The sequence below is a fragment of the Hymenobacter norwichensis DSM 15439 genome (genome assembly GCF_000420705.1).
Lineage (GTDB): Bacteria > Bacteroidota > Bacteroidia > Cytophagales > Hymenobacteraceae > Hymenobacter > Hymenobacter norwichensis.
Genome location: NZ_ATVL01000006.1, coordinates 14022 through 40969 on the forward strand (window position 1 = coordinate 14022; position 26948 = coordinate 40969).

The 26948-nt window shown below is 53.6% G+C and carries 22 protein-coding genes; 6 read left to right on the forward strand and 16 right to left on the reverse strand.

The window, feature by feature from the left end; all coding sequences use genetic code 11:
* Positions 1 to 3 precede the first annotated feature (3 nt).
* From G536_RS0101160 to G536_RS0101185, 6 genes are all read right to left on the reverse strand, one after another.
* On the reverse strand, positions 4 to 1410 hold the full coding sequence (locus G536_RS0101160) for an O-antigen ligase family protein (protein WP_026879727.1): 1407 nt from the start codon (positions 1408 to 1410) through the stop codon (positions 4 to 6).
* Between the two features lie 60 nt (positions 1411 to 1470).
* Entirely contained in the window at positions 1471 to 3606 is a 2136-nt protein-coding gene (locus tag G536_RS0101165; protein ID WP_022821744.1) for a Wzz/FepE/Etk N-terminal domain-containing protein, read from the reverse strand.
* Entirely contained in the window at positions 3603 to 4343 is a 741-nt protein-coding gene (locus G536_RS0101170) for a TolC family protein (protein WP_022821745.1), read from the reverse strand. Before G536_RS0101170 ends, G536_RS0101165 begins: the two co-directional genes overlap by 4 nt.
* On the reverse strand, positions 4344 to 5231 hold the full coding sequence (locus G536_RS25690; RefSeq protein WP_051166813.1) for a sugar transferase: 888 nt from the start codon (positions 5229 to 5231) through the stop codon (positions 4344 to 4346).
* A gap of 86 nt (positions 5232 to 5317) precedes the next feature.
* A complete protein-coding gene (locus tag G536_RS0101180) occupies positions 5318 to 5695 on the reverse strand; it encodes a response regulator transcription factor (RefSeq protein WP_026879728.1) in 378 nt (125 codons plus the stop codon).
* 419 nt (positions 5696 to 6114) lie between these two features.
* Positions 6115 to 8181, reverse strand: a complete 2067-nt coding sequence (locus G536_RS0101185) for an ATP-binding protein (protein ID WP_022821746.1) — start codon at positions 8179 to 8181, stop codon at positions 6115 to 6117.
* Positions 8182 to 8426: 245 nt separating this feature from the next.
* On the opposite strand from G536_RS0101185, the gene G536_RS25695 reads away from it, so the two are divergent.
* Positions 8427 to 9176 carry a DUF4184 family protein gene (locus G536_RS25695; RefSeq protein ID WP_022821747.1) on the forward strand — a complete coding sequence of 250 codons (750 nt, stop codon included), beginning with the start codon at positions 8427 to 8429 and terminating at the stop codon, positions 9174 to 9176.
* 73 nt (positions 9177 to 9249) lie between these two features.
* Here G536_RS25695 and G536_RS0101195 read toward each other — a convergent pair whose 3' ends face one another.
* Complete coding sequence (locus tag G536_RS0101195; RefSeq protein ID WP_022821748.1) at positions 9250 to 9969, reverse strand: 2-C-methyl-D-erythritol 4-phosphate cytidylyltransferase; 720 nt, start codon at positions 9967 to 9969, stop codon at positions 9250 to 9252.
* Between the two features lie 124 nt (positions 9970 to 10093).
* Positions 10094 to 11146 carry a tRNA preQ1(34) S-adenosylmethionine ribosyltransferase-isomerase QueA gene (gene queA, locus G536_RS0101200; RefSeq protein WP_022821749.1) on the reverse strand — a complete coding sequence of 351 codons (1053 nt, stop codon included), beginning with the start codon at positions 11144 to 11146 and terminating at the stop codon, positions 10094 to 10096.
* 225 nt (positions 11147 to 11371) lie between these two features.
* On the opposite strand from queA, the gene G536_RS0101205 reads away from it, so the two are divergent.
* The 4 genes from G536_RS0101205 to G536_RS0101220 all read left to right on the forward strand — a co-directional run bounded on the left by G536_RS0101205 (position 11372) and on the right by G536_RS0101220 (position 15993).
* On the forward strand, positions 11372 to 12634 hold the full coding sequence (locus G536_RS0101205) for an ABC transporter permease (RefSeq protein WP_022821750.1): 1263 nt from the start codon (positions 11372 to 11374) through the stop codon (positions 12632 to 12634).
* 375 nt (positions 12635 to 13009) lie between these two features.
* Positions 13010 to 13873, forward strand: coding sequence for an LOG family protein (locus tag G536_RS0101210; RefSeq protein ID WP_022821751.1), 864 nt, complete (start codon positions 13010 to 13012; stop codon positions 13871 to 13873).
* A 165-nt stretch (positions 13874 to 14038) separates the two neighbouring features.
* On the forward strand, positions 14039 to 14683 hold the full coding sequence (locus G536_RS0101215; RefSeq protein ID WP_022821752.1) for an RBBP9/YdeN family alpha/beta hydrolase: 645 nt from the start codon (positions 14039 to 14041) through the stop codon (positions 14681 to 14683).
* A 128-nt stretch (positions 14684 to 14811) separates the two neighbouring features.
* On the forward strand, positions 14812 to 15993 hold the full coding sequence (locus G536_RS0101220) for a lycopene cyclase family protein (protein WP_026879730.1): 1182 nt from the start codon (positions 14812 to 14814) through the stop codon (positions 15991 to 15993).
* 28 nt (positions 15994 to 16021) lie between these two features.
* Here G536_RS0101220 and G536_RS0101225 read toward each other — a convergent pair whose 3' ends face one another.
* The 5 genes from G536_RS0101225 to G536_RS0101245 form a co-directional block, all read right to left on the reverse strand.
* Positions 16022 to 17899, reverse strand: coding sequence for a PAS domain-containing sensor histidine kinase (locus G536_RS0101225; protein WP_022821754.1), 1878 nt, complete (start codon positions 17897 to 17899; stop codon positions 16022 to 16024).
* A 97-nt stretch (positions 17900 to 17996) separates the two neighbouring features.
* Entirely contained in the window at positions 17997 to 18437 is a 441-nt protein-coding gene (locus G536_RS25700; RefSeq protein ID WP_022821755.1) for a BLUF domain-containing protein, read from the reverse strand.
* 272 nt (positions 18438 to 18709) lie between these two features.
* Positions 18710 to 19378 carry an ABC transporter ATP-binding protein gene (locus G536_RS0101235; RefSeq protein WP_157530288.1) on the reverse strand — a complete coding sequence of 223 codons (669 nt, stop codon included), beginning with the start codon at positions 19376 to 19378 and terminating at the stop codon, positions 18710 to 18712.
* Positions 19379 to 19518: 140 nt separating this feature from the next.
* Positions 19519 to 19740: a DUF2795 domain-containing protein gene (locus G536_RS0101240; protein ID WP_022821757.1), complete on the reverse strand. Its 222-nt coding sequence runs from the start codon at positions 19738 to 19740 to the stop codon at positions 19519 to 19521.
* Positions 19741 to 19884: 144 nt separating this feature from the next.
* Entirely contained in the window at positions 19885 to 21183 is a 1299-nt protein-coding gene (locus G536_RS0101245; protein ID WP_022821758.1) for a DUF349 domain-containing protein, read from the reverse strand.
* 379 nt (positions 21184 to 21562) lie between these two features.
* Between G536_RS0101245 and ettA the strand changes: the two genes are divergently transcribed.
* Positions 21563 to 23230, forward strand: coding sequence for an energy-dependent translational throttle protein EttA (gene ettA, locus G536_RS0101250; protein ID WP_022821759.1), 1668 nt, complete (start codon positions 21563 to 21565; stop codon positions 23228 to 23230).
* 80 nt (positions 23231 to 23310) lie between these two features.
* On the opposite strand, the gene G536_RS0101255 is transcribed toward ettA, so the two are convergent.
* The 3 genes from G536_RS0101255 to G536_RS0101265 all read right to left on the reverse strand — a co-directional run bounded on the left by G536_RS0101255 (position 23311) and on the right by G536_RS0101265 (position 26944).
* The gene (locus G536_RS0101255; RefSeq protein WP_026879732.1) at positions 23311 to 24915 is read right to left on the reverse strand and encodes a Na+/H+ antiporter; all 1605 of its coding nucleotides are present in this window, start codon (positions 24913 to 24915) and stop codon (positions 23311 to 23313) included.
* A 210-nt stretch (positions 24916 to 25125) separates the two neighbouring features.
* On the reverse strand, positions 25126 to 25974 hold the full coding sequence (locus G536_RS0101260; protein ID WP_026879733.1) for a DNA/RNA non-specific endonuclease: 849 nt from the start codon (positions 25972 to 25974) through the stop codon (positions 25126 to 25128).
* Positions 25975 to 26020: 46 nt separating this feature from the next.
* Positions 26021 to 26944: an SMP-30/gluconolactonase/LRE family protein gene (locus G536_RS0101265; RefSeq protein ID WP_022821762.1), complete on the reverse strand. Its 924-nt coding sequence runs from the start codon at positions 26942 to 26944 to the stop codon at positions 26021 to 26023.
* Between the last annotated feature and the right edge of the window lie 4 nt (positions 26945 to 26948).

Here is a 26948-nt window from a genome sequence, read left to right on the forward strand (position 1 = left end):
AAATTAGGCAGTAGGAGAAGCTTTATCGAGTTCCGGACCAAGGAAAACAAATACCCAGGAGATGTACACAATCATGGCCGTAGGTACCTGGTTCATGATTTCGTTGCCGTAGCTACAGAACAAAATGCCGCTGAAGCCGGCTGTAAGTGCCAACAGTTGTTGTCGGAGTTGGGGGTTGCGGATACGCCAGACAATGCCGCAGCATTTGCCCAGAATATAGAGCATCATACCAAACCAGATGATGAAGCCCACGATGCCGTATTCCGCCCAAATCTTAACGTAGTAGCTGTCGGGCTCAATGGTGGAAATAAACTTGTCTTTGTTGAATTCATGACCCCACGTACCAATGGTACCAACGCCTTCACCAAACGGCTTGGTTGACAAGTAGGCGCGCAGAGTAGCTTGGTTGGTAAGGCGTAATTGCAACGAGGGGTCGTTGGGGTCAAGGGACGAGCGGAGACGGAAAACATCCGGGTTACCGTTGCCAATGTTGGTGTACTTCAAGACCCCAAAAGCGCCCACCGCCAACATGCAGCCAATTAACAGTACTTTAGTTTGCTTGCTTAGCAGCAGGTATACCAGAATACCAGCCACTAGCACAAACATAGCGCCGCGCGTACCGGAAATAAGCATACCATACAGTAAGATAACACTGGCCAACCCAAAGGAAACCCGTTTCCACCAGGCAAAAGGCCCCAGTGCCAGGATAAAGCAAATAAGACTGATGTGCGCCTGGGAAGAGCCAAACTGAGCGGCCTCACTATAGAAGCCGAAGATGCGGAGCTTGCCCCAAATCAAGTGGGTTTCGGCCGCTCCGGCATCCAGCCACATCTGCTCCATAGCATCCACCCCAATGACTTTCTGCTTGAGGCCATAAAAACTGGCCAGCAACGAAAACCCAATGATAAGCAGTAGAAACAGCCGTAAGTCGCGGCGCTTATTGAACAGCACAAACCCGAGCGGCACGGTGAGCAACCAGTATAGCGAGATGTTGCGCATCTCGTAAAACCAACCAGCTACACTAGGGCGCGAAGGGTTGGCAATTTCTAGTACGGTGATGCCAAACCATACCACCCCTAACAACGACAAATCGTTTTTCGCGCGGGTCCAGGTGATTTGCTCGGAGCGGTGAAAGATAACGCCCAACCAAGTAAGCACCAGTAGACCATCCATACCCAGCCCAAAGGGGATTCCCGTAACGTGCCGCCCGATGTATCCTAATACAAAGCAGTAGACAATGTAGGAGATGAAGCCGGCCCGTGGATTGAGAAAAATCAGGACCAGAAAGAACACCAACATCGTGATACCCAGCAGCATGCCAGGTACTAAAGTGCCTACCTGCCCAGCGAGCCAACCCAATCCCAATGCTACCAACAGCGCCACTGGCAGCAGCCAGCGGGAGTTGAGCATAGTTTCAGAAAAAGGGGGGGTAAGCTTCATACGGTAGTGGTGCGGCAGAGCGCGCCAAACTTAACTTAACACTTCTTCGCCGTGTTGTAGCGATACGCCTGACAATACAACCTCAACGGGTGCTGTTGTTGCAGTGCGAAGATAATCAACAGTTTGCTGATCGGTGGGGCGCCAAGTGCGCGTGGCTGGTACCGTTAGAAATACCAGATTCAATTGCCGCAGAATACCTACTGGTACTGCTTCCTCACGAAGCGCCGGGAATTCAACCAGCACTACCTGCACATTGGGCGAGCTGATTTCCGACATACGCTTTGGTACGGCGTGCTGAATCAGCTGATCCAGCGGCCAGCCTTGCACAGCAGCCGCTTCAGAAGGGTAGAACAGCGAAGGCGCCTCAAACGAGTCGTCTATGTCGTTGTGGTCGGGATACAGGGCCAAGGTTTGCACGCCCATTTCGTGGCAGCGCTGCGCCAGGGCTTGGCACAAGGTGGTTTTGCCTTCTTCCCGTTGCACGCTAAACACGCCTACTACAAAAGGAGACGGCGTTTGTGAAGAGTTGGCTTTCAAAAGAATGTGGCGCACCAACTGATCGAGGCTGCGTTGCTGAGAGGCTTGTAGCTGCTTGGTAGGAGTTACTTGCTTGTCGAGCATGATGCCGGCCACAGGCAAGCCAATACGGCGGGCAGCAATTTGTGGGTTCTTCAACGAACGGTCGAGCAAGCCTAAGCCCAGCACCAAACCCGTAGTGAATACAAAGCCACCTACGCTGCTCAGTAGTACCAAGAGCAGCAACTTGCTGGTTTTGGGAGAGGTGGGCAGGTTTGGTGCATCTACAATTTTGAGGTGGGTAGCCGTTAGCTGCGTATTCTGCTGCGACGAACGGCTGGCGTTCAGGCTGGCCATTATACCCAGGTATTCTTTTTCTGCCAGATCTATTTCCCGCTCGATACGCTTCTTGGTAGCACCAAGGGGAGCCATGCGCTGATATTCGCGCTCAAACTCCTGCAGGCGGCGGTTCATCACCCCCAATTTAGCTTTGCTGGTTTCCACCTGAATCATGTCCTGCATCCATTCGGAAAGTAGGTCCTTATTAGCAATACCTTCGGTGGAGTTGCTGTTGGCCACTACCTCATCCACGTTATTCTGCAGATTTTGAATGGTCTTGTTGGCTTCTGCTTGCAACTGACGAGCTTTATCAGCCGAGCCGGCTTCTTTCTGTTGGCTATAGAGCTGCTGATCGGCAATAGCTGCGTTCAAGCGGCTTAGCTTTTCCTTCTGCTCAATTACCTTTCTACTGCTTAGTAGTGCTCCTTGTCGGCCTCCTAGCTTGCGGTTGATGGCTTGCAAGGCAGCCTGTGCTCCGGCATAGTCTTGGTTCATTTGCGCCAGTTGGCTGGCTAGCTGCTCACGCTCGTTGGCTACCGTGCTCGACTGCTCATCGTAGTTAATGATGTTGTTGTCGCGGTTGAAAGCTAAGTTTTCGTTTTCTGCCTTGGCTAAGCGAGCCTTCGCCTTGGTCAGCTCGGTTTCATAATACTCGATAACCGACTCCGTCTGACCTTCACGTAAGTTCCTCGACTGATTCATGAAAACGCGTGTAGCTAGCGCCAAGGTGGCACGGCACAACTCAGGATCATAACTCTCGAACTCCAAACGTACCAGGTCGCTAGTACCGATGCGTGTGCCTACTAGGTTGTTGAGGGCGGCGAGTGAGTAGGTAGGGCTAGCTGAATTTACCAACTGATAAAGCAGGTTGGTATTATTGGCTTTCGCGTAGTTCCGTACGTTCTCTACCGTCGCTTCTAGCGTTGGTCCGGTTAGCTGCTGGCGTAGGCGCTCAGGAAGTACTTCTTGTAGCTCTTCATAGGGGCCACCGCTACCAAGCAAAGCTGGCTGCTGCTTGCTCTGCCATAAGTGGCTAGCCAACAGTTGGTACACAACCTCTTCCTTGGTGGAACGAGCCTTAATCAAATTGATTAGGTTGTCGAAGGCGTTGGCAGTGGAAGAATAATCCGTTTGCGCATTGCCGGTAAGCGAGTAGCCCGAAGCAATACCAGTATAGATAGTGGTGTCGGAACTGTAAACTTTAGGAAGGTGCCGTGCGAAAAAGTAGGTTGATACGCCGAGCACCACGGGAACCAGTACCAGCAGAAGCCATTTACGCGCTAGGAGCCGGAGTACGTCAGATAAGCTCATGGAGTCTGCATTAAAGAAGAAATGGTAGTGCCTACTACTTCTTCCAATATCATGAATGATGTATCGTATTGATTGCGAGCTGTTTCCTGCGACATGGCAGATTGGTTCAGCTGGTTCGTCGCCTCTGAAAGCTCGGGGAGGGTAAGTTGGCCCTGCCGAAACTGCTTTTCCGCCAACTTATAGTTGGTTTGCACCGTAACATATGACTCCTGTTGCAGCGTAAGTAGTTTCTTAGCTAGCACCACGTTCTGATACAACTGAATCACCTGCTGACGCAGCTGGTTTTCCTGCTCTTTGCGCGTAAGTTCATTGCGCTGGTAATTCAGCTGCTCCTTTTTGATTAGGGTGTTGCGCGAAAGCACCTGTATCAGCGGCAACGCTACTGAAACACCGGCTGCATATAACCCTGTGTTTCGCCCCCTCTCAAAGCCCGGTGAAGTTGGGTTGTATACACCAATGGTTCCTTGGTTACCATACGTGTAGTTTCCAACTACCCCAACGCCACCTAGTATTTGGCGCTTAACAATTTTGAGGTCCTGCTCACTAATTGCTTTGCCTACTTCCATCGACTGCAGCTGGGCTGAGTGCTGGATAGCGGCGGCCGTAAGCCGGGGTAGCGCAACAGTAGGGGAATCAAAGAAAACGGTTTGCCAGCTTTTGGCAGGCGCAGTATTTGCCTGCCCTAGCGCTACAGTAGTGTAGAGTGCTAGGAGCAGGCTGCCCAATAACTTTCTCATTTATACGCTCTCCTTTTGGAATAATGCTGGTATCGTCTTCAACACGATTTGGATGTCTTTCTTCAAAGAGTAGTTTTTGGCGTACTCCACATCCAGCATTTTGCGCTCCTCTTCCGACATGTCGCCGCCTTTGCCACGCTTGGTTACCTGCCACAGGCCCGTGATACCGGCTGGGGCAATAAAACGGGCAGCAAACTGGTCGGTAGTAATCTTCTCCGCTTCATACAAAGGAAGCGGCCGGTTGCCCACAATCGACATGTCGCCCCGCAGAACGTTGTAAAGCTGCGGCAATTCGTCGATGCTGGTGTTGCGGATAATCTTACCGATGAAGGTAACGCGTGGGTCGTTGGCAATCTTAACAAAGGCTGCGCCTGCCTGAGCCTTCTTCAAAAGCTGATATTGACTCTCACAAATGGTCTGGCCTTTGTCATCAATGAGTTGTGCGTGGCAAGGGTTGTCGCCGGCCAGGCACTGGGGGCACAGCGCCGATACAGAAACTTTCTCTTGTTCAGCGTCTGCCTGATATTGGTTCAGGCCTTTCATCGACGAAAGCATCTGATCTGCATCCTGCCGCATCGAGCGGAATTTCCAGAATTTGAAGACTTTATAGCCCGTGCCAACTCGATAAGAATAATAGAAAATAGGCCCCTTCGATTCTAGCTTGATCAGTATTGCAACCACTAAAAAGAGAGGAAGCAAGCAAAGGAGAATGAAGGAGGCGAAAAGAGTGTCGAAAATGCGTTTGCTAATAGGAAAGTGCAGCGAATATGGATTGTTGGCTGTATCAGAAGCTGCTGCTGGGCTGTAATTAGGGAAATTGTTCAGGTGCGGACCTACCCTCTCCTTACCTGTTCCTTGGAACATGGGGTTTGTGATACTTGCATTCATAACAAAGTGAGTGTGTGGTGTTGCGCAACGTGCACAGTAGGAAAACAGGGCGGGTAGTAATAGGGTAGTAAGCGGAGCAGGGGTACTTATACTTTCACTTTATCTAAAAGCTTTCTGACTCTGAGGTCCAGTTCTTCCGGATTGAAAGGCTTAACTACATAATCATCAGCACCTTGCTTGAGGCACTTGATTTTGTTGCTTGTTTCATCCTTGCCCGACAACATCAGCAACGGTGTGCTGTGATACAAGCTGTTAGCTCTCAGGCGCTTAATGAAGTCTAAGCCGTCCATAACGGGCATGGCATAATCGGCTATGATGGCATCAGCAGTGTTGCCTTTTTCCAGCCATTGAATAGCCTCCAAACCATTCGATTTCAATACAACGTCGAAATCAGAGGTAAAGTAATGCTCTAGAATCAGGCGGATCGATGGCTCATCATCGACTACTAGTAAGGTTTTTTTCATAACCAATATCAGAAGGTGATGAGGTGAGGAAAATTTATTGCTTTAAGCAGAACGAAACGCATTTTTTGTGAAAAAAAGTCAATTCGTTATGATTTGAGTTACAAATATAGGAATTGATATGGGAATAACAAAATCTTATAGATTTTATGCAATGATTTGGTAATCTTCACAAACTTGTATAAGCTCATTCCTACTGGCGTTGGCAGGGTTTCTTAGCCCCTGAGAAACACACAGATAAAGCTTCATCTTGTTTGGTAGAACAGGCTTAGAACGAAATTAACTAATTAAAGATTAAAGAATATGTATAACCAATAGCTCTTAGCGCACAAGACTTGGTGAGGCGTATCTCTTATCTTTGAAATGTACTTTCAACAGGGGTAATTCATATAGCTAAGCTAAGTAGGTGCCTAATACGGAGGCTATAAAAATTCGGCTATCTTTTTTTGAAAAAGATCAATAAATAGTGGAGTGGCTTTTGAAACAGCCATTGCTAGTGTATAAAATTCACTTTTTGGTGGAACAGGGTTAGTTTCTGCTAGCTCCTCTAGTTTTTTGAGATGATTGGTCTCGGGTTGAATATTAAGGCTGCCGAATGTAGTCTTCAAGCTATGTGCTTCATTCGCTACCGTTAGCCAATCATTTTGCTCAATAGCATCCTGCAAAGTCCTGACCTGCTGAGGTACTCTGTCGACAAATAGCGCCAGCATCTGATGTATAAACACAGGATTGTTGCCGAGCTTACCGAGTAAATTAAAATCGTAATGTAAACCTGCTTCTATCGGGGTAGCAGGTATTTCTTGCATGGGCGCTCCAACAGGAGCCCGCTGACTAGCTTGCGCCAGCAGGTTATACAAAGCCACATCGGTGTATGGCTTGGTTAGGTAATGAGTGAAGCCCAACGATTGATAGGACGAAGCATTAATGCGAATGGCGTCTGCCGACAACGCAATGATGGGCACATGCTGGTTTGGGCCGGGGGTAGAGCGCAGGCGTGCCGTGGCTTCTATACCGTCCAGCATTGGCATCTGCACATCCATCAGAATTAGGTCGTATTTGCTTTGTGACGACTTCAGCAAAGCTTCCTCTCCGTTTTGGGCCATTTCCACCCGCACCTTCCATTGCCCCAGCATCGACACCCCTATCAACTGATTAACGGCGTTGTCTTCAGCTAGCAGCACTGTAAGGCCTTGCAACAAGTTAGGCTCCTTGATAACAGCAGTATCTTCCGTCAGCGGCGCTTCACTCACTGCGTATGGAATAGTGAACTTAAAGCAGCTTCCGCGGCCCAGCTCACTTTGCACCTCTATTGAGCCTCCTTGTAGCTCAATTAGGTTTTTGCAAATGGTTAGTCCGAGGCCCGTACCACCGTATAGGCGCGGAATGCTGCTATCGGCTTGCCGGAAACTATTGAATATCTGACTGATATTTTCAGCGCTGATGCCAATACCAGTATCTGCCACACTGAATGTAATAGGCAGGTTATTGCCCTGGCGCTGGCTGGCATCAATGGTGATGGTAATGGCACCCTGACGTGTGAATTTGATGGCGTTGCTAATCAGATTCACCAATACCTGATGCAACCGGAAAGGGTCGCCTTTGGCAAATGGAAGATCTTCCTGCGGATTAATAATGCGCAGTAGCAAGCCTTTCTCGTCGGACTTGAAGCTTAGAGAGCGGGCGGCGTTCTGCACCGTAGAGAGAACATCAAATGGAATGCTCTCAAGGCTAATCTTGCCAGATTCGATTTTAGCGAAATCCAGAATGTCGTTGATAACTACCAGCAGGTTCTCGGTGCTGGATTTAATCATGTCCACGTAGTCGGTTTGCTCGGTGGAGAGGGGTTCCTTCTTCAGCAAGTCCGACAAACCCAAGATGCCGTGCAAGGGCGTCCGAATTTCGTGGCTCATGTTGGCCATAAACAGCTGCCGAGCCTGCACTGACTCTTCGGCCACTTGATGGGCCCGTTTCAGGTCGGTGATATCCGACGAAAACGTAAGGATGTAGTCGGACCCATCAGCCTGGGCCAAAGGGCTTTTGGTGGTGTAATACCACACTGTTTGCCCATCCCGAAGATGATAGCACTCTTCAAAAGAAGTGGTTGTAATCAGGCGGCTTGCTTCAGGTTGGTCTAGCTCCAGGTTAGTGGCGCTTTCTTCCTCTAAAGTTACCGGGCTGACCTGCTGTTCAAGCAACTCGATGTAGCGCTTGTTAGCCAGAATACACCGTCCCTGCTGGTCTTCTACATAAACCAGGTTTGGGCTATTGTCAATTACCAACCGTACCAAGCCTTGTTGGTCTTCCAGTTGCTGCTCGGTCTGTTTGAGCTGGCTAACCACTTTGGCTAGGTTCTGCGCCGCATCAGGCGATGATACCGAAGTCGTAGAAGCCGTGTCAACTGTTTCTAGCAGGATCCTGAGCCGGGCTACCTCCGCTTCAGCTTCTTTCCGCCTTTGGCGTTCGAGAGCTAATGTTACCTTCAGACTCATAAGCAAGAAAAAGTTTGCTGCACCACCCCAGTACCCTAGCCAATACTCAAGCAGCAGGGTTGCGGAATGGCCCGCAAATACGAAGCTTGATAATCTGCGGAAAGATACCGCACTTTACGGGAATGGAACCGCAGCAGAATGGTAATTGATGAGCAGAGCCAGTCATGAAAGCAGACGTGTGCGGGGTAGCGCCTACCTTTACATTGCAGGCTGAACTGCTATAGGCCAATTCACACTATCGTTGTATGCCCTTTACTTTTGCGCACCCGGCGCTGGTTATTCCGCTGTTATACGCTCGGCGAAAGCACCAATGGGTGTCGGCAACCGGCCTGATTGTAGGCAGTATGGCTCCCGATTGTGAGAAGTTTATGCGGCTCAAGCTGGCCAGCGCGCACAGCCACACGATAGCCAGTATTTTTTATTTCAGCTGTCCGGTTACGCTGGCGGTGGCCTTTATTTTTCACTTGCTGGTGCGGCGGCCACTCATTGCCCATCTGCCGGCGGTGTTGTATCGGCGCCTGGAAAAATACATGGGCTTTGACTGGCTAAACTACTTCCGGCGCTACTACTGGGGCGTACTGCTGAGTGCTATAGTAGGAGCTGCATTGCATTTGTTTTGGGACAGTTTTACCCATAACCACACTTCAACGGCCGATATTCTGCCCGGTTTGCGCGGCATCATGTGGGTCGGCAGCCGCACCATTCCCATATTCCATATCGTAGCCTTTGTGAGTTCTATAGTAGGTGGGGCCGCTATAGTGCTGGCTATTTGGCTAATGCCCGCCCGGCAGCTCAGAGCCGTACCTACTACTGCTAGTGTACTGCGCTACTGGGGTTTAACTGTCCTAATAGCCTTAGTGTTGGAAATACAATGGATATTGGTAGTACAGCCACGCATCCTGAGTGCTGGCATTGCAGCAATTACCGCTGGGCTACTGGGAATCCTGGCGGCTTCCATCTATTTCGGCCGGCGAATGGCGACGCGACGCCTGTAAGCCATCCGAAGGTGCAGTCCTGCAAAGCTGGCTGTGGCAATTTCAGTAGTTAGCCTCTGATAGCAATTATACGCTAGAGCTGCTGCCGCAATAGGGCTTCGGCGAGCAGTAAATCATCAGGCGTTGTAATTTTCAGGTTGCAGTAGTCGCCCGCTACTAGCTGGATGGGGTGCATGTCTTCCACTACACTAGCATCGTCGGTGAAGGTAGACAGCTCTGGAAGTTGGTAAGCCCGCCGTAACAAGTCTATTTCAAAGCATTGCGGTGTTTGTACCAACCGCAAACGGCTGCGGTCTAGGGCATAAGAACCTTGCTGGCTTAGTACACGCACCGAGTCTTTGGGCGGTACGGCGGCTATGGCGGCACCATGGGCAGCCGCGGCGGCATATGTGTTTTCAATCACAGCTACCGGCGTTAGAGGGCGTACTCCGTCGTGTACGGCCACCACCCCCGTTGGGTAGCTGGCTAACTCGGCTAGCCCGTTGCGCACCGAGGCCCACCGCGAGGCCCCACCTGCTACCACTGTATGCGGAATCCGAATATGGTATGTGGCACACAGCTGCGCCCAGGTCTCGAATTGGTCGGTAGGCAGCACTAATATCACCGCCGATACCCCTAGTGCCGAATCAGTGAACCGGCGGAGCGTATGTAGTAGCACCGGCTCGCCAGCCAGCTCTAAGAACTGCTTGGGGCGGTCGGCACCCATGCGCGTGCCGCTGCCACCTGCTACTATAATAGCGTATCTGGCGGGGTGAGGACTTGGGGGCTTGGGAGCTTGGAAAGAAGGTGCCATAACAAAATATACAAACGAAGCCCGCAATAATAAGCCAATAAAAAACGCCAGATACCAACATAGTCGGTATCCGGCGCAATTCAATTCGGGAAACATCAAGAGCCTAAAGCTCTTGCGCGCTTGCCTACAAAATCAGCATGGCGTCGCCGTAGCTGAAGAACTTATATTTCTCCTTAATAGCCGTCTGGTACGCTTCAATCAGGAATTCATGGCCAGCAAACGCTGAAGCCATCATCATGAGCGTGCTTTCCGGCGTATGAAAGTTAGTCAGCAGCGTGTTGGCAATTTTGAAGTCATAAGGCGGGAAGATGAACCGGTCAGTCCAACCTTCGTTGGCTTTCAGCCGGGAGTTGGCCGACACCGACGATTCCATGGCGCGCATGGAGGTGGTACCTACGGCGCACACACGCTTCTTGGCGTCCAGCGCCTTGTTCACAACAACAGCCGACGAGCCAGGCACGATGAAGTTCTCGGAATCCATCTTGTGCTTGGTCAAATCCTCCACATCCACGGTGCGGAAGGTGCCTAGGCCTACGTGCAGCGTAACCGGTACCACTTCCACGCCTCTGATTTCCAAGCGCTTCATTACCTCGCGGGTGAAGTGCAGGCCAGCCGAGGGGGCCGCTACTGCGCCCGTGTGCTTGGCATAGATTGTCTGGTAACGCTCTTTATCAGCCGGCTCGGCGTCGCGGGTGATAGACTCGCGCGGCAGTGGCGTTTCGCCTAGGTTGTGTAGCGCTTTGTAGAACTCTTCATCGGAGCCGTCGAACAGGAACTTGATGGTTCGGCCACGTGAGGTAGTGTTGTCGATAACCTCTGCTACCACTTCACCTTCGTCGTCGAAATACAGCTTGTTGCCCACCCGGATTTTACGGGCCGGGTCAACCAGCACATCCCACAAGTGGATTTCTTTGTTCAACTCGCGGAGCAGGAATACCTCAATCTTGGCACCGGTTTTCTCTTTGTTACCGTAGAGGCGGGCCGGAAATACTTTGGTGTCGTTGACCACAAATACGTCGCCTTCGCCGAAGTACTCGATGATGTCTTTGAACGTCCGGTGCTCTATCTTGCCACTGTCGCGGTGCAGCACCATGAGGCGAGATTCGTCGCGGTTTTTGGCCGGGTGTTGGGCCACTAGGGCCTCGGGCAGGTCAAACTTGAACTCGGAGAGCTTCATATAGGCAGGAAAGGCAAAGGCAATAGCTAGGGAAGCTAAAGAAAATTTGGGTGGGCAAAAGTACGCAACCTCGCTTGATTTATCGTTACTTTTCGGGCGGAAAGGTGAAATTGTGAGCTGGCGCAATAAGAGTTTACGTTCTGGTTGCGCAATTGGTGCCGCTCGAGCAAACTCGTGCCACTCCAACGTAAACTCGCTACCTCACCATCTCACAATTTCACCTGTATGAAAGCTCTGCGTCTGACTTTAGAAAGCTTCCGCTTCGCGTGGCAAGCCCTGAAATCAAATCTACTGCGGACCATTCTTTCGTTGCTGGGCGTGACGGTCGGCATCTTTGCCATTATCTCCGTTTTCACCGTCGTCGATTCCTTGGAGGCCAACGTGCGCCAAAGTATGAGCTTCGTGGGCGACAAGGTGATTTACGTCATGAAAATGCCGTGGACCTTTGACCAGCCTGACTACCCGTGGTGGCGCTATTTCCAGCGACCGGCCCCCACAGTGCGTGAGTATCAACTGTTGCAGCGTAGCCTCTCCGATAATCAGCGGGGCGTTGCTATTTATGCCGCTACCGGCGGCAATACTTTGCGGGTAGGCTCCAATAGCTTGCAGGGCTGCGCACTAATGGGCGTTTCCTACGATTACCGCAACGTGGCCGACCTGCCGATTGAGGAAGGCCGTTATTTCACCACGCAGGAAGTGGAAGCGGCGCGCAACGTAGCCATTGTGGGCGCCGACATTGCCAACACCCTGTTCCCGAACGGCTCGGCGCTCGGGCAGCAGTTCAAGGCCCGAGGACTGACATTCACTATTATTGGCATCGTAAAGAAGGAAGGCAAGAAGATTCTGGATACGCCCAGCAACGATACGAACTGCGTTATTCCGTTCGGGGCGTTTAGCAAGATATTCGCGCTAAGCACCAACGGCCTGACTGGCGTAACGCCTACTATTGCCGTAAAAGGCCGTGACGAGGACACTGGCCTACTGGACTTGGAATACGAAATGAAGGGCCTGATTCGCAACATCCGCACACTAAAGCCGCGGGAGGAAGACAATTTCGCTCTCAACCGCCCCGAGATGCTGACCAATATGGTGGGTAAGCTGTTCTCCGTGATTGGTATTGCGGGGGCTGTTATTGGCTCGTTTGCTATGCTGGTGGGCGGCTTCGGTATTGCCAACATTATGTTTGTGTCGGTAAAGGAGCGCACCAACATCATCGGGATTCAGAAGTCGTTGGGGGCCAAGAACTACTTTATCCTATTCCAGTTCCTGTTTGAAGCTATTTTCCTGTGTTTGATTGGTGGGGCGGCCGGTATCTTCTTGGTTTGGCTGATTACGTTGGTGCCGCAGGACGCTATGCCGCTCACACTATCGGCGGCCAATATCACGCTTGGTCTTACCGTATCGGTGGTGATTGGGGTACTGGCTGGTATTATTCCGGCGGTACTGGCCGCCAACCTCGACCCGGTTATTGCTATCCGGAGTAAGTAGGGAGTTCAAGTATTTGCTATTTCAGTGGTTGACTTCAGCGAGGTGTGGTTAACTACCAATTACTTAAAGCACCTTTAAAACTGGGGTACCCGGCCTGACGGCTTTTAAGCCGCCGGGCATGAGATACCGCTCTTTACAGATAGTTGACAACGACCGGTGCGACGGCTCAAAAGCCGTCAGGCCAGAGCCACTTAACAATTCAGCAACCAATAATTCAATACCTCAACCAATCAACTATTGACAATCAACCTGTAATTTGCACCCCTGCACTTTTAGCCGCTCTAGTTGCGTGGGGCGGCTTTTTCTTTTCCCCCAATTCCCCATTTTTCCGGCAATCCAGCTTGGCTGGCTTTGCCTGTAGTTACCTCAGAACCTATGTCTAAGCTCAAAAAAACCAGCCGCACCAAAGCCTCCGATGAGGTGATGAACGCCGGCAGCGGCCAAACCATCCGGCAGCCCGACGTGAATGATAACAAGGTGAAAACCATCAGTGACATTCGGGAACAAACCCACGGCCAGCGCACCGTGCAGCTCGACGACGAGCAGCGCATCCGTAAAGCCTTCGTTGACAAAGACTGGAACGAAATCAAGATTGCCGACTCCTGGCAGATCTTCAAAGTGATGGCCGAGTTTGTGGAAGGCTTCGAGAAGATGTCGAAAATCGGTCCTTGCGTGAGCATTTTCGGTTCGGCCCGCACCAAGCCCGACAACCCGTACTACAAAATGGCCGAGGAAATTGCGGCCAAGCTGGTGCGCCACGGCTACGGCGTGATTACGGGCGGCGGCCCCGGCATTATGGAGGCCGGCAACAAAGGCGCCCACTCGGAAGGCGGTCGTTCGGTGGGCTTGAACATCGAGCTGCCCTTCGAGCAGTTCAACAACATCTACATCGACCCTGACAAAATCATCAACTTTGACTACTTCTTTGTGCGCAAGGTGATGTTTGTGAAGTACGCGCAGGGCTTTATTGGCATGCCCGGTGGCTTTGGTACTCTTGATGAGCTGTTTGAGGCCATTACCCTAATTCAAACCAAGAAAATCGGACGCTTCCCCATCGTGCTGGTGGGCACAGCGTACTGGAAAGGTATGTTCGAGTGGATTGAGAAGGTGATGCTGCACGAAGAGCACAACATTTCGCCCGAGGACATGAACTTGGTGCAACTAGTGGATGACGCCGAGTCGGCCGTGAAAATCATCGACGACTTCTATTCCAAGTACCTGCTTTCGCCGAACTTCTAGTAGGCTTAACTTCCTATGTAAAGTCAGCTTCTCTAGTGAGGAGCTGACTTTTTATTGTTTAGTTGAGCTTGTATCTTTTGAAGATTATTGGAATTTTTGAATTGCAAAATCCAGTCTTCCAGCAACCGAAGTATATGGAAGACGTGTTTCAAAATTCCCTACTTTATGATGTCAACTCCGACCCAAACGCAAAGGAAAGAAGTATTTATTGTACCCCGCTGGGCTGGTGCGCCGCACGACGACTGGTATCCATGGTTAGGCGAACAGTTGCAAGCAGTAGCCACCGAGGATGGCTTCGACTATCAGGTGCATACGCTGCCCATGCCAGCCTGGGATTTACCGGTTATCGAGCGAGCAGTGCGTTACTTACAAGAAGTGTTGCCGGCGCACAAGCTGAATTCCAACGTGTATCTGGTGGGGCATAGTGTGGGCTGCCTCGCTATTCTGCACTATCTGGCTACCATTGCCAAAGCCAACCCCAAGGCCCCCCAAATTGGCGGTGTGTTGTGCGTAGCAGGATGGTTTTCGGTGGATAGTCCGTGGCAAGAAGTGCTGGATTGGATGCATGCCCCCATCGACTACGAAGCAGCGCGCCGGCTCATTCCGAAAGACAAACTGATTGTGCTGCTGTCCGATGACGACCCGTACACTTCTGGCTACCAAAACAATGAGCAGCTGTGGGTGGAACGTCTACATTCCCAAGTTAGCATATTGCCCGGTAGGCAGCACTTCAGCGCCCAACTGGATTTTGACGTGCGAGATGCCGTGCGCGACCTAGCTGGCGCCATCAGTGCGCCAGTGCTTGGCTAACATAATCTGACCTAACAGCACGGTACAAAGCGCGGGCGGTAACCAAACTCTGGTTGCCGCCCGCGCTTTGTGGTTTCTGAATTCACTCTACCTTGCAACCGCCGTTGTGTTCGAGCGGTTGTGTGAGCGTGACTATATCTTCCGACTACGATTACCTGATAGTGGGCGGTGGGGCTGCGGGCCTCAGCTTAGCTTACCACATCAGCCAGGAGCCCCACCTAGTAAGCAAGCGGGTGTTGCTGATTGAGCCCGAAGCTAAAGACCAGAATGACCGCACTTGGTCGTTTTGGGCGGATGAACCGATGCTCTTCGATGGGATTGTAGCACACGAATGGAACGCCATTGCTTTCCGTAGTCCGCAGTTTGAGCGGGTGTTTCCGCTAACTCGGCACCGCTACAAAATGATTCGGGGGCTGGATTACTATCAATTCGTGCGAGCGGCGCTGGCTAAAGCACCGCAGTTCACTTGCCTGAGAGGAACCGTTACAACGTTGCAATCCACGGCCGCTGGCGTAACGACCGAAACTAGTGAGGGTGCCTTTACTGCTCGCTATGCCTTCGATAGCCGTCCGCCGCAGTTCACCAAGCGTCCTGATAATCACCGGTACCTGCTACAGCACTTCGTGGGCTGGGAAGTGGAAACTACACAACCCGTTTTCGACCCAGAGACGATGGAGTTCATGGACTTTCGGGGCGAGCAGCAGCGCGAGGCGCGGTTCATGTACGTGTTGCCATTCAGTGAACGACGGGCGTTGGTGGAATACACATTGTTCTCGGCAGAAGTGCTGCCGAAAGCGGAGTACGAGCAAGCCATGCGCGACTATCTAGCCGGTTTGGGCGTGACTGATTTTCGAATAGCAGCCGAAGAAGTGGGGGCCATTCCGATGACTGACCACCCACTGCCTGCTACGGCTGGGTTGCATATCATCAATCTAGGTACCAGAGCTGGCCGGGCTAAGCCTAGCACAGGCTACGCGTTTAAACGTATTCAGGCTCACTCGGCGCGCTTGGTGCAGGCGCTGGCCACCACCGGCCAGCCACCCGCCGACCCTACCGGTGACCGGTGGCAGTTTCACTTGTTCGATACCCTACTGCTTGATATTATGCAGCGCCAAGGGCAGCAAACCCGCGAGATTTTTACGGAGATGTTTCAGCGGAACTCCCCAGAGCGGATGTTTGACTTTCTAGATGAGAAAACATCTTGGAAAGAAAATTTTCAGGTAATGAACTCCGTGACGCCGTGGCCCTTTCTGCGCTCCATCTGGCATGTGCTGCGCGGGCGCCCAGGCCAACGCAAAGAGGGCGCATAAAGCTCTTATAAGAGCGGAGTATTACAGCCTACGCATTCAAAGCGTCAAACCAATGAATAATGAAGGTGGTGCCCTCATCTATAACGCTGGCTACCTCTAAATGCCCTCCTCGGCTACTAATGATGCGCTGAACCAAATACATGCCTACACCAGCGCCGCCAATCTGCGGATGCTGACGGGTGAAAGGCTGGAAAACAGGTGCCGGCTCTTCGGGTAAAATCATGCCGCGGCCGTTGTCCTGCACAATAAGAATCGGGTTGCCCGAATCGGCAAGCGTACTGCGCAATAGCACGTGTGGAGTACGCTCGGGGTGCGCAAATTTCAGGGCGTTGCTGAGTAGGTTGTGCAAAATGGAGCGCAAATTAGCGCGGCCGTATGTGAGCGTAGGAACCTGCTCGAAGTCCAACTCCAGCACGGCTCCCGATTCCTGCACCTGCGTCCGGAGGCCTAGCAACACTTCTTCGGTTACGCTGCGCAAGTCCAAGGGCTCAGCCGGAGCTGAAAGCCCCCGCTGGTCTTGTACGGTAGCTGCTAAGTCCTGTAGAGTCAGGTCCAACTGGTATAGTGCATCGTCAACCATCACCACTATTTCCTCTTCCTGCGGGTCGTTGAACGAAGCTGTGCGGCGCAACTCATCGAACAGGCCACGTAAGTTAAGGAGCGGCTGTTTTAAGTCGTGGGAGGCCGTGTACACGAAGGTGTCCAAGTCCCGGTTGGTGCGGGCTAGTTCGTCGTATTGAGTTTGTAGTACCTGGCGGAGACGGTGTTGGTCGTCTACGTCGGTACAGGCGCCAAACCAGCGCAGCCCACGGGCATCGGTGAGCTGACGCGCCCGAATAATGTGCCAACGGTAGCGCCCATCGTGGCGCCGCATCCGGTAGAGCCCCTCGTATGATTCGCCGGTAGCCACGCTATGGATCCAGCGCCGAGCGGCGCCTGCTTGTTCGGCTGGGGACAGCAAGCTAATCCAGCCAGCAGGACCCAGTTCCTCGCCCGACAGCCCGGAATACTCACCCGAATACTTGTTGTAGTAATCGATAAAGCCCTCCGCTGTGGCAGTCCAGATAAGCTCTGGAATGCTGTCGGCCAAGAAGCGCAGCTCGGCCTCGCCCCGGCGCAACACTTCTGCTAATTCGCGCTGATCATGAATTTCGGTGAGGGCCCCATGCCAGAAAACGGCTTTGTCGGGCGCGTGCAGTTCAGGCAACGCCCGGCTCAGCATCCAGCGGTATTGTCCATCGTGGCGGCGAAGACGGTATTCGTAGCTCCAACCCACCCCCGCCGACCGGGCCGCCTCGGTTTGGTAGAGCACCCGCAGCCGGTCATCGGGGTGAATAAGTAGCGGCCAGATGATATTAAGGTCGGCGGTAGTTGGCTGGCCCGTGAAGTAGTGCCACTGCGGGCTAACGTACTCATACGTACCTGCCGCATCCACCGTAAACGTGATTTGCGGTACCGTTTCGGTGAGTACCCGCAGGCGCGTATCGAGGCGGCGGGTTTCGATGGCTAGCTCGTGGGTGCGTTGGCGAGCCTCTTCCTGGCCGGTTACGTCCATAGCGAAAAGTAGCAAGCCAGTTACTTGGCTGCCCCCTTCCCGAACGGGTTCCAGCGCTACATCATAATACCGTTGGGGAGCCGTGGTGCCATCGTTGTTGTCAGCTAGCGGTAAGCAATAAGCCTTTGCTATGTAGGGCTGCCCTCGCTGGTATACTTGCTGCATCACGTCCAGCAGGTCAGCGGGGATGATACCGGGCTGCTCCATCACCGACTGTCCTTCAGTAATCGGGCTACCGAGTACGGCCTGCATAGCGTCATTCACAAACCCATACCGCAGCTCCGGGCCCTGCAAGGTGGCTACTCCCGCTGGCATGTGCCGTAGGATATCTTGCAGTTGTTGTTCACGCATAATGGAAAAGTAAAGAGGTAAAAGGCCACCTTACTTCCTGCCAAGTACGGTAAAGATGAACGAACACAGGTAAAACAGCCACCATTTACGTCTACGACTAAATGGATTTGGGAGCAAGAGGCTCAACACCAAATACAGCCAGTTTCACCAAGTCCAGGAGCATGGCGTCGGCAATGGTGAGGGAGCTAGGTGGAGGCGTAATGTGTGTGGGGAGCAGAAATCCTTGGAGCGCCTCAAACCCATTCGGCTCTAGTGGGTGAAAAGCCATCGACCAATCAGGAAAACTACGTGCGCCAATGGGCTTGCTAATCAACTTATTTACATTGGAATGGCGTCCGTCTCGGGATATTATCTCGAACAGTGGGTTAAGAGTTTCTGCCTCTCCTTCAATAAGTTGTGCAATGTTGCCGTGGCTGTAAAATAATACGCCGGTTACGTTGTTCCGCTCATTGTCGCGGCGGCATTGGGCCAGCAGGCCCTGCAAATCCTGGTCGGAAAGAGGACGCACGGCACGGCTGATGTAAATGATATGAATCATACCAGAAGAAAAGCAATGGTCAAGCGTGGCGCTCGGCTACGTTGTAGGGGTGTTCCGAAACGGGAATACAAACCTTGGTGGAAATTTATAATAAGTACACTTCCCTCTGCAAAGCTCAACAATAAAGCCGAGTGTTATTTGCCTGTATGAAGTATCTGCTAAGTCAACAGCATTGCTTGAAAGTGTGTTTTGCCCGTGGTTTATTTTAGATACGGTAAGTTGACCTGTATTGGATTATGCAACCAACTTATTGTACCGTAGCGAAAGCGCCACTACGCAGGTGAAGACTCCAAAAAAGATTTAGCTGCTCGAACAGTCACCGTAGTTAAGGGCTCCAAGTGGGGGGCAGGATGAGAAAGGTTGAGTAAATAGCCCGACAAGCCAATTAGATTGTCGAGGTCGTGAGTGATGCACAGAACCGTTTTACTTTGTTCCAACACCCACGCTTGCATCAGGTCGAATACGCGGCGGCGGTAGTACACATCGAGCTGTTGGGTAGGCTCATCGAGGAGGTAGAGGGGCGTTTCCTGTAAACTGAGCTGCGCTAGCCACACTAACTGCTGCTCGCCTCCTGATAGCAGCGTAAAGTCTTGCTCAGCCAAGTGCGCTGCTCCTACTTCCGCTAGGGCGGCATCGGCTAACCGGTAATCGGTGGCAGAATAAGCGCTAAGCAGGCCGTGCCGCCGGTAGCGCCCCATTACTACTAACTCCCGCACCCGAATTGGAAAGCCGATAACCGTGCGTTGGGGTAGATAGGCTAGCAGCCCCTCCGCCGCTGGCCGGCGCACAGTGCGCAACTCGCGTGCACCCAATGTAATGCTGCCTTGGTAGGGGAGGTGGCCCGTCAGCGCTCGGAAAAGGGTGGTTTTGCCGCAGCCATTGTGTCCTACAATAGCTACAAAGCTCGTCTTCGGCACCAACAAAAAAAGGTTGCGGAGCAAGACCCGTTGGCCATACCCCGCAACCAGATTATCTGTGCGTAACGCAAATGCTAGTTGGTTGTTACTGGTTGATGGCTGGTCGTTCAACTACCTACAAAAGAAAATCCAACGAGTAACCATCAGCCGTCAACAAGCTGCTACTAGTACTCGTCTTCGTTGAACATGAAGTCTTCTTTGGTTGGGTAGTCGGGCCACACTTCCTCGATGCTTTCGTACGGCTGCCCGTCGTCTTCCAGGGCTTGCAGGTTTTCTACTACTTCCATTGGGGCGCCCGAGCGGATAGAGTAGTCAATAAGTTCATCCTTGGTGGCGGGCCAGGGAGCATCTTCTAGGTACGAAGCAAGTTCCAGCGTCCAGTACATAAGCGTGTGTGGGTACGTAAAAGGGTGGTCAAAAGAAAGGAAATTCCAGCCATCAAAAATCTGGCTGGAGCAATATAGCTGACAACGTGACCGTAGAAAGCCTATTGTAGTTGGCAGCAACGTAAGATAGCCGCGAAGGTTGGGTTACGCAACCAAACGTTGGCGCAACATCTCAATCAGGTCGTTTTTTGTGCGGATTTTTCGCTCAAAGGCCCGGATTTTTCCTTGCAGCATTTGCCGGAACGCGTCGTTGGCAGGTGCCGAACTGAGCTTGCCCAGGTTTTCTTCCAAGGTTAGCTGCTCTTGCTGGTCGTATTTGATGAAGTCGCGCAGGGCCTGCACGCGCATGGTTACCTGCTCGTCGGGCTTGGCAGTGGCGCTGTCGGGGCGCTTGCGGATGTAATGCTCCAAGGCACTCAGCTCAAACACCCGGTCGCAGGCCAGAATGAATTGCTCCCACACCCGGTCCGATTCGGGGCCGCGTACTGGGCCTACCTTCTTCCAGGCAGCTTGCAGTTCTTTGGCGCGGGCCACAGCTTCCGACATAGGCCGGTTGAGCAACTCCACCGCTTCGGCTACTAAAGCGCGCTTGCGGGTCAGGTTGTCATCGGTGGAACTGTCTTTCGACTCGTGACGCTTGCTCTCTATGTGTACTTTTAGGCGCTCGAAGAAGTGGTTGTGCGCTGCCCGAAATTGGGTCCAAAGGTCGTTAGCCTGCTTGCGCGGCAACGAGCCACCTATTTCCTTCCAATCCTGCTGGAGCTTCTTGAGCTTGGCCGTGGTTTCCTCGAATTCATTGGAATCCTGCAACGCTTCCGACTGCCGAATCAGTGACTTGAACTGGTCGGCGGCGCGGTTGGTCATGGCCTTCTTCTCGTTCTGGAAGGCCTTGCGCCGCACAAAAAACTCGTCGGTAGCCACCCGAAACTGGTTTTCCAGCTCGTCGGTGTGTTGCTTGTCCACCGGGCCGGTCTTGATCCAGGCCTGGCGTAACTCCTGTAGCTCGTCGCCGGCGGTGGTCCAATCCAAGGCGTTGTGCAGGGCCTGCACCTGCTGAATAAGACTGACCTTGGTGGCCAGGTTTTTTTCGCGGTTGCGGGCTACGGTCACCTTCACGGCATCCTCGGCTTCAGTGAGGCGATGAAATAGGCTCTCGAAGTCGCCGAGGGCATCGTAAGAAGCTACCTGTTCTTTCAAATGCAGGGCCTTCATCAGAAAGGAACCCTTATTTTCTGATTCTTCTATTTTCTGTAGCAAGCCTTCCACTTTGCTGCGGAAAAGCTCGAAGCGGTTGGCAAAATATACCAGCGAAGCATCGGCAGATTCTTTCACTTGCCCCACTTTGCGGGCCGGCAGATCCATAAAGGGTTTGAGCCACACCTCGTCGCCCTCAATGTAGCCGTAGCGGCGGGCTTCTGCCAGCAGGTGGTCTTGTTGTTCCATAAACTCAATAACGCGTAGGCGAATCGGGGGTGGTGGGATGAAGGGAGCGGTAGTAGTACCTAAATTGGAAAGACGTGCAAGTTTACGGCTTGTTGCAATATATGCTGCATTCCGGGGAGGGTGGCAAACCACGTAAGGGCTAGTTACCTTTGGCCGTGCCCAACTCCCAGTAAATTGCTTTTAACCGAACGTAAGGCCGGTTTGGAAGGTTGGGTGCCCTTCCAAATAAGGGGCTCGGCTCCTAAAAATAGTGAATTGAAACGGCAGATACCTCCACCATTACCCACCTACCACTTACTTTTTCATTTATACGTGCCGGTAGGCCTGTTTTTCGCCCGGCCAGCGCGCCACTTACCATCTCACTCCTTTTCCTTTCCGCATGAGCGACCAGCCCACCATTATCTTCTCCATGGAGCGGGTAAGCAAGATTTACCCTCCGCAGAAACAGGTTCTTAAAAACATTTACCTCTCGTTTTTTTACGGCGCCAAAATCGGCGTACTGGGTCTGAACGGCTCCGGTAAGTCGTCGTTGCTGAAAATTATTGCCGGTCAAGACAAGCAGATTCAGGGCGACGTGGTCTGGTCGCCGGGCTATACGGTGGGCTACCTAGAGCAGGAACCCCAACTGGATGCCACCAAAACCGTGCGCCAGATAATTGAGGAAGGCGTGGCCGAAACCGTGGCATTGCTCAAAGAATTCGACGAAATCAACGAAGCTTTTGGGGCCGAAGATGCCGACTTCGACAAGTTGCTGGAGCGCCAAGGCACCGTGCAGGAGCGCCTCGACCAACTCGATGCCTGGAACCTCGACAACAAGCTGGAGCGCGCTATGGACGCCTTGCGGACTCCACCCGAAGAGGCCATCATTGGCAACCTGTCGGGGGGGGAGAAACGCCGGGTAGCCTTATGCCGCCTGCTGCTCCAAGAGCCAGACGTATTGCTGCTTGATGAACCGACCAACCACTTGGATGCGGAAAGCGTGTTGTGGCTGGAGCAACATTTGCAGCAATACAAAGGCACCGTTATAGCCGTTACCCACGACCGGTACTTCCTCGACAACGTGGCCGGCTGGATTCTGGAACTGGACCGCGGCGAGGGTATTCCGTGGAAAGGCAACTACAGCAGCTGGCTGGAGCAGAAGTCCAACCGCCTAGCCCAAGAAGAAAAAACCGAAAGCAAGCGCCAGAAAACCTTGCAGCGCGAGTTGGAGTGGGTGCGTATGGCTCCGAAAGCCCGCCAAGCCAAGAGCAAAGCCCGCTTAGCTGGCTACGACAAGATGGTGAACGAAGACTCCAAAGAGAAAGAGCAGAAGCTGGAGCTGTTCATCCCCGATGGTCCGCGCCTGGGTGCCCAGGTAATTGAGGCCGAAGGATTACGCAAAGCGTTTGGCGACAAGCTGCTGTTTGAAAACCTAAGCTTCCAGCTGCCCCAAGGCGGTATTGTAGGCATCATCGGGCCGAACGGAGCCGGCAAAACCACTTTGTTCCGCATGATAACCGACCAGCTCCAGCCCGATGCCGGAACGTTCGTGGTGGGCCCCACGGTGCAAACCGCCTACGTAGACCAGCAGCACGACACGCTTGACGGCAGCAAGTCGGTGTTCGAAACCATTTCGGGTGGCACCGAGACGATGTTGCTGGCCGGCCGGCAGGTGAACTCGCGCGCTTTCGTGAGCAACTTCAACTTCCGCGGCGGCGACCAAGAAAAGAAAGTAGGTAGCCTCTCGGGCGGGGAGCGGAACCGGGTGCACTTGGCTACTACGCTCAAGCAAGGCGCCAACCTATTGCTGCTTGACGAGCCCACCAACGACCTGGACGTAAACGCCATCCGGGCCCTGGAAGACGCGCTGGAAAACTTCGCCGGTTGCGCCGTTATCATCAGCCATGACCGGTGGTTCCTGGACCGCCTTGCCACCCACATCCTGGCCTTCGAGGGCGACTCGCAAGTGGTGTGGTTTGAAGGTAACTTCTCCGACTACGAGGAAGCCAAGAAGAAGCGTCTCGGTGATGTGGAGCCCAAGCGCGTGCGGTACAAGAGCTTGGGGTAATTGTTATTCTGACCTAAAAAAGGGGGTTTCTTATCCACGGATAAGGAACCCCCTTTTTTATACCTATCAGTTGCGTACCCCTAATGCGGCATGTGACTGATTTTGGCTTCGTCGAGGTCCAACTGAGCTTCCTGGTGGCGGAGCATGTGGTCCTCGAATACATCTTGGCGGCGCAGCTCGGCCAGCTCGTCGCGCTGCACCCGCAGTACGTCGAGTAGCACGTGGTGGTAGCGTTGCAGAGCCAGGCGTTTGGTTTCATCGAAATCGAGGGCTTCGAGCAGGTTGCCGGTGCGCTGGGCTTCGGCCTGCATGCGCTGTTGCAGGGCCTTTATCAACTCGTTCTGTTCCAGGTCGGTGGAATACTGCCGGGTGAGGTGGGCGAGGGCCGCCTGCCGCAGCCGCAGCCGGATGCCCGCTTCCTGCTCTTCGGCGGGCATTTGCTCATCAATTTTAGAGATGCCCGTGAAGCGAATAAGCAGTGGCAGCGTAAGGCCCTGGAATACCAGCGTCACGAGGATAACCACGAAGGTGATGAACAGAATCAGGTTGCGCTGCGGAAAAGCCTGCCCATTGGTCAGCAGTGGCACCGATAGCGCCGACGCCAACGACACCACGCCCCGCATACCTGCCCAACCTAGTACCAGCGGCCCCTGCCAGCCGGGGCTAGCCTCGGTACTCCGAATAGTGTAGCTCCACCACCGCGGCACAAATGCCGCCGGATACATCCACAGCAGCCGAATCAGGATGATGATAACGCTGATGAGCAGGCCGTAGGTAATGGCTTGCTGGAGCGAGTAGTTACCCAGTCCCTCCACCGCCGTAGGGAGCTGAAGACCGATCAGAATGAAGACCAGCCCGTTTAACACGAATCCCACGCTGGCCCACACGTTGGTGGTCTGGAGGCGGGTATTGGCATCAAACACGCGGTGCGAGTGAAACGACATCAGCAGCCCGCCGCTTACCACGGCCAACACACCCGAGAAGTGGAATTCCTCGGCTAGCAGATACATAGCGTAGGGCGCCAGAAACGTAAGTACCGTGTTGATGCTGGGGGTAGTGGGCAAGTAGCGGTGCAGCAAATAGAAGCCATGCGCCACCAGCAGCCCCACCACCACGCCCATGCCGCTCACTAGCACAAAGGTGGTAGCCGCCTGCTGCCACACAAACGTACCCGACACCACTGCTGCCAGCGCAAACCGAAACACAATCAGGCTGCTGGCATCGTTGATGAGGCTTTCCCCTTCCAGAATGGCCGTAATGCGGCGCGGCACCTTGACACCCTTGAGCACCGAAGTAGCGGCCACGGCATCGGGCGGCGAGATGATGCCGCCCAGCAGAAACCCCAGCGGCAGCGTAAAGCCCGGAATCAGGGCCTTAGATACGTACGCCACGATGATGGACGTGAAAAACACCAGCCCAAACGCCAGCAGCCCAATCGGCCGCCGCCAGCGCCAGAAGTCGTGCCAGGAGGTGTACCAGGCAGCTTCGTAGAGCAGCGGCGGCAGAAAAATCAGAAAAATCAGGTCGGGGTCGATGACTAGGTGCGGCAAGCCCGGCAGGAAACTTAGCCCCAAGCCGCCCAGTACTAGAAAGATAGGGTAGGAGATGCGCAGCTTCTGCCCCAGCATCACGAGCAATAGCATAGCAAACAGCAACCCCAGAATCAGCAGTATTTTTTCGTGCATGGGTAGCAGGAATAAGTTTGTGGCCAGAAAACAGCGGCCGGAAGGTAGCGGGCCAAAAGTCAACTGTAGCAATGTCTACCGGCAGCCACCCGCAACAATAGGTAAAGCTAACTCTTGCGCAAACTTATAAGCAAAGCCCCAAGCTTGACACTATTTCAGCGTCAGGCCTGGGGCTTTGTATGCCTATTAGCTTCTGAACGTGGCGCAGATTTACTGCGTCGGCCCCGTATCTACCCGTGCCTCTAGAGTAGCCTGCACGCCCGACGCCACAGCAGAAAGCAAATCCAGGCCGGTAGCGGCTTCCAAGGCGTCTACGGTGGTGCGGTAGTTGCCCCAGGCCGCCCCCACCGAGTTTTGATTGGGGGCGTTAATGGCAATAACGCGGGTGCTGCTTGTTACTTCCTCCGGGTCGTGTTGGCCAGCGGGTAGCACTACTACCACCTTCCACACGCGGGCCGGTACCGTCACGCGGCCTTGGTCGATGGTGTTGTCGGCGCCCTGCGAGCCAGTGCCACCGGTACCGTAGCTACCCATGATGATGTACAATTCATTGCCGTTGCGCACCAAAGTGCGGCAATATTCCTCCAAGTCGGCCCAGGTGCGTTGGTTGAGGTTGGGGGCCTGGGGCAGCATATTAGTCATCAGGAACGTGGCCGAGTTGCTGGCGGAACTGGCCGTGCGGTCGGCAGAAGGGCAATGGTGGCCCCTATCAAAGCCCGAGCCGGTGTAGCTGCTGGCCGTTACCTGGTACCAGCCGGCGGGCAGGGCGTTGTCGGCCCGGAAATTGTCTTGGCGGGGCGCTGTACCCAAGTCGTTGGCCGCCAAATGCCAGCTTACCCAGTTCGGAATGCCCCGGCTGCGGTGGTAGCTCAGCGCATATTCGGGCCGGGTAAGCAGGTAGTTGTTGGGCTGATTGACATCGGAAGTAGCCCCACTGGGGTTGCCCAGCGCGAGGTTCAGTGCTTCGGGGGTGGGGGCGGTGTCGTCGCAACTGGTGGCGAAAGCCAGCAGAACCACAGGCACCAGGAAACGCAAGCGGGCAGAGAAAGTACGCATCATGGCCAAAGATACCGCCTCCACCACAACGCCGATGGTTAGCTGCCGCTTACTGCGCGCCTTTTACCCGCATCGGTAGTACGTACACCGCCTCCGAAGCCGTAATGAGCAGCGTCCTGCGGTTTTTGCCCCCGAAGCACACGTTGGCCGTCCACGCTTCCGGTACTGCTATGTGCTGAATTTTCTGGCCCGCAGCATTGTACACGGTTACACCTTTGCCGGTAAGGTACACATTGCCCTGGCTGTCGAGGGTCATGCCGTCGGAGCCCTGCTCCACGAACAGCTGCCGGTTGGTGAGCTGGCCGTCGGGCGCAATCTGGTAGCGGTAGGTTTTGTCGGCTTCAATGTCGGCCACGTATAGCTGCCGGCCGTCGGGGGTGCCAATGATGCCGTTGGGCTTTTGCAGCTTATCATCCACCACCGCGGGCTGCCGCTGGCCTTTAGGCAAATAGTACAGCTTCTGGCCGCCAATACCGGGGTCGGGAGCGGTACGGGTCCAGTAGTCGCGCTGGTAGTACGGGTCGGTGAAGTAAATACCGCCGCTGCTGGGGTGCACCCATAAGTCGTTGGGGCCGTTGAGGCGGTGGCCCTGTACGTCTTGCAGCAGCACCGTCACCTTGCCGTTCGGCGCTATCGACCACAACTGGTTTTGCTCGTCGGCGCAGGCCAGCAGGTTGCCTTGCTTATCGAAGTACATTCCGTTGGCTCGGCCGGCTTTATCCAGAAACACGCTGAGCTTGCCGCTGGTATCGTACTTCCAGATTCTATTGTTGGGCTGGTCGGTGAAGAACACGTTTCCGGCCTTATCCACCGCCGGGCCTTCCGTGAACTTGAACTGCCGTGCTACCAGTTGCGGCGTGGCCGAGCCCGACAGAATGTTGCTGGTTGATGTTGTTTGGGCGTAGGCCGCCACTATGCCAGCGCCAAGTAGCACCGCACCGCCGGCCAGCAGTATGTTAAGAGAAGTAGACATAAGC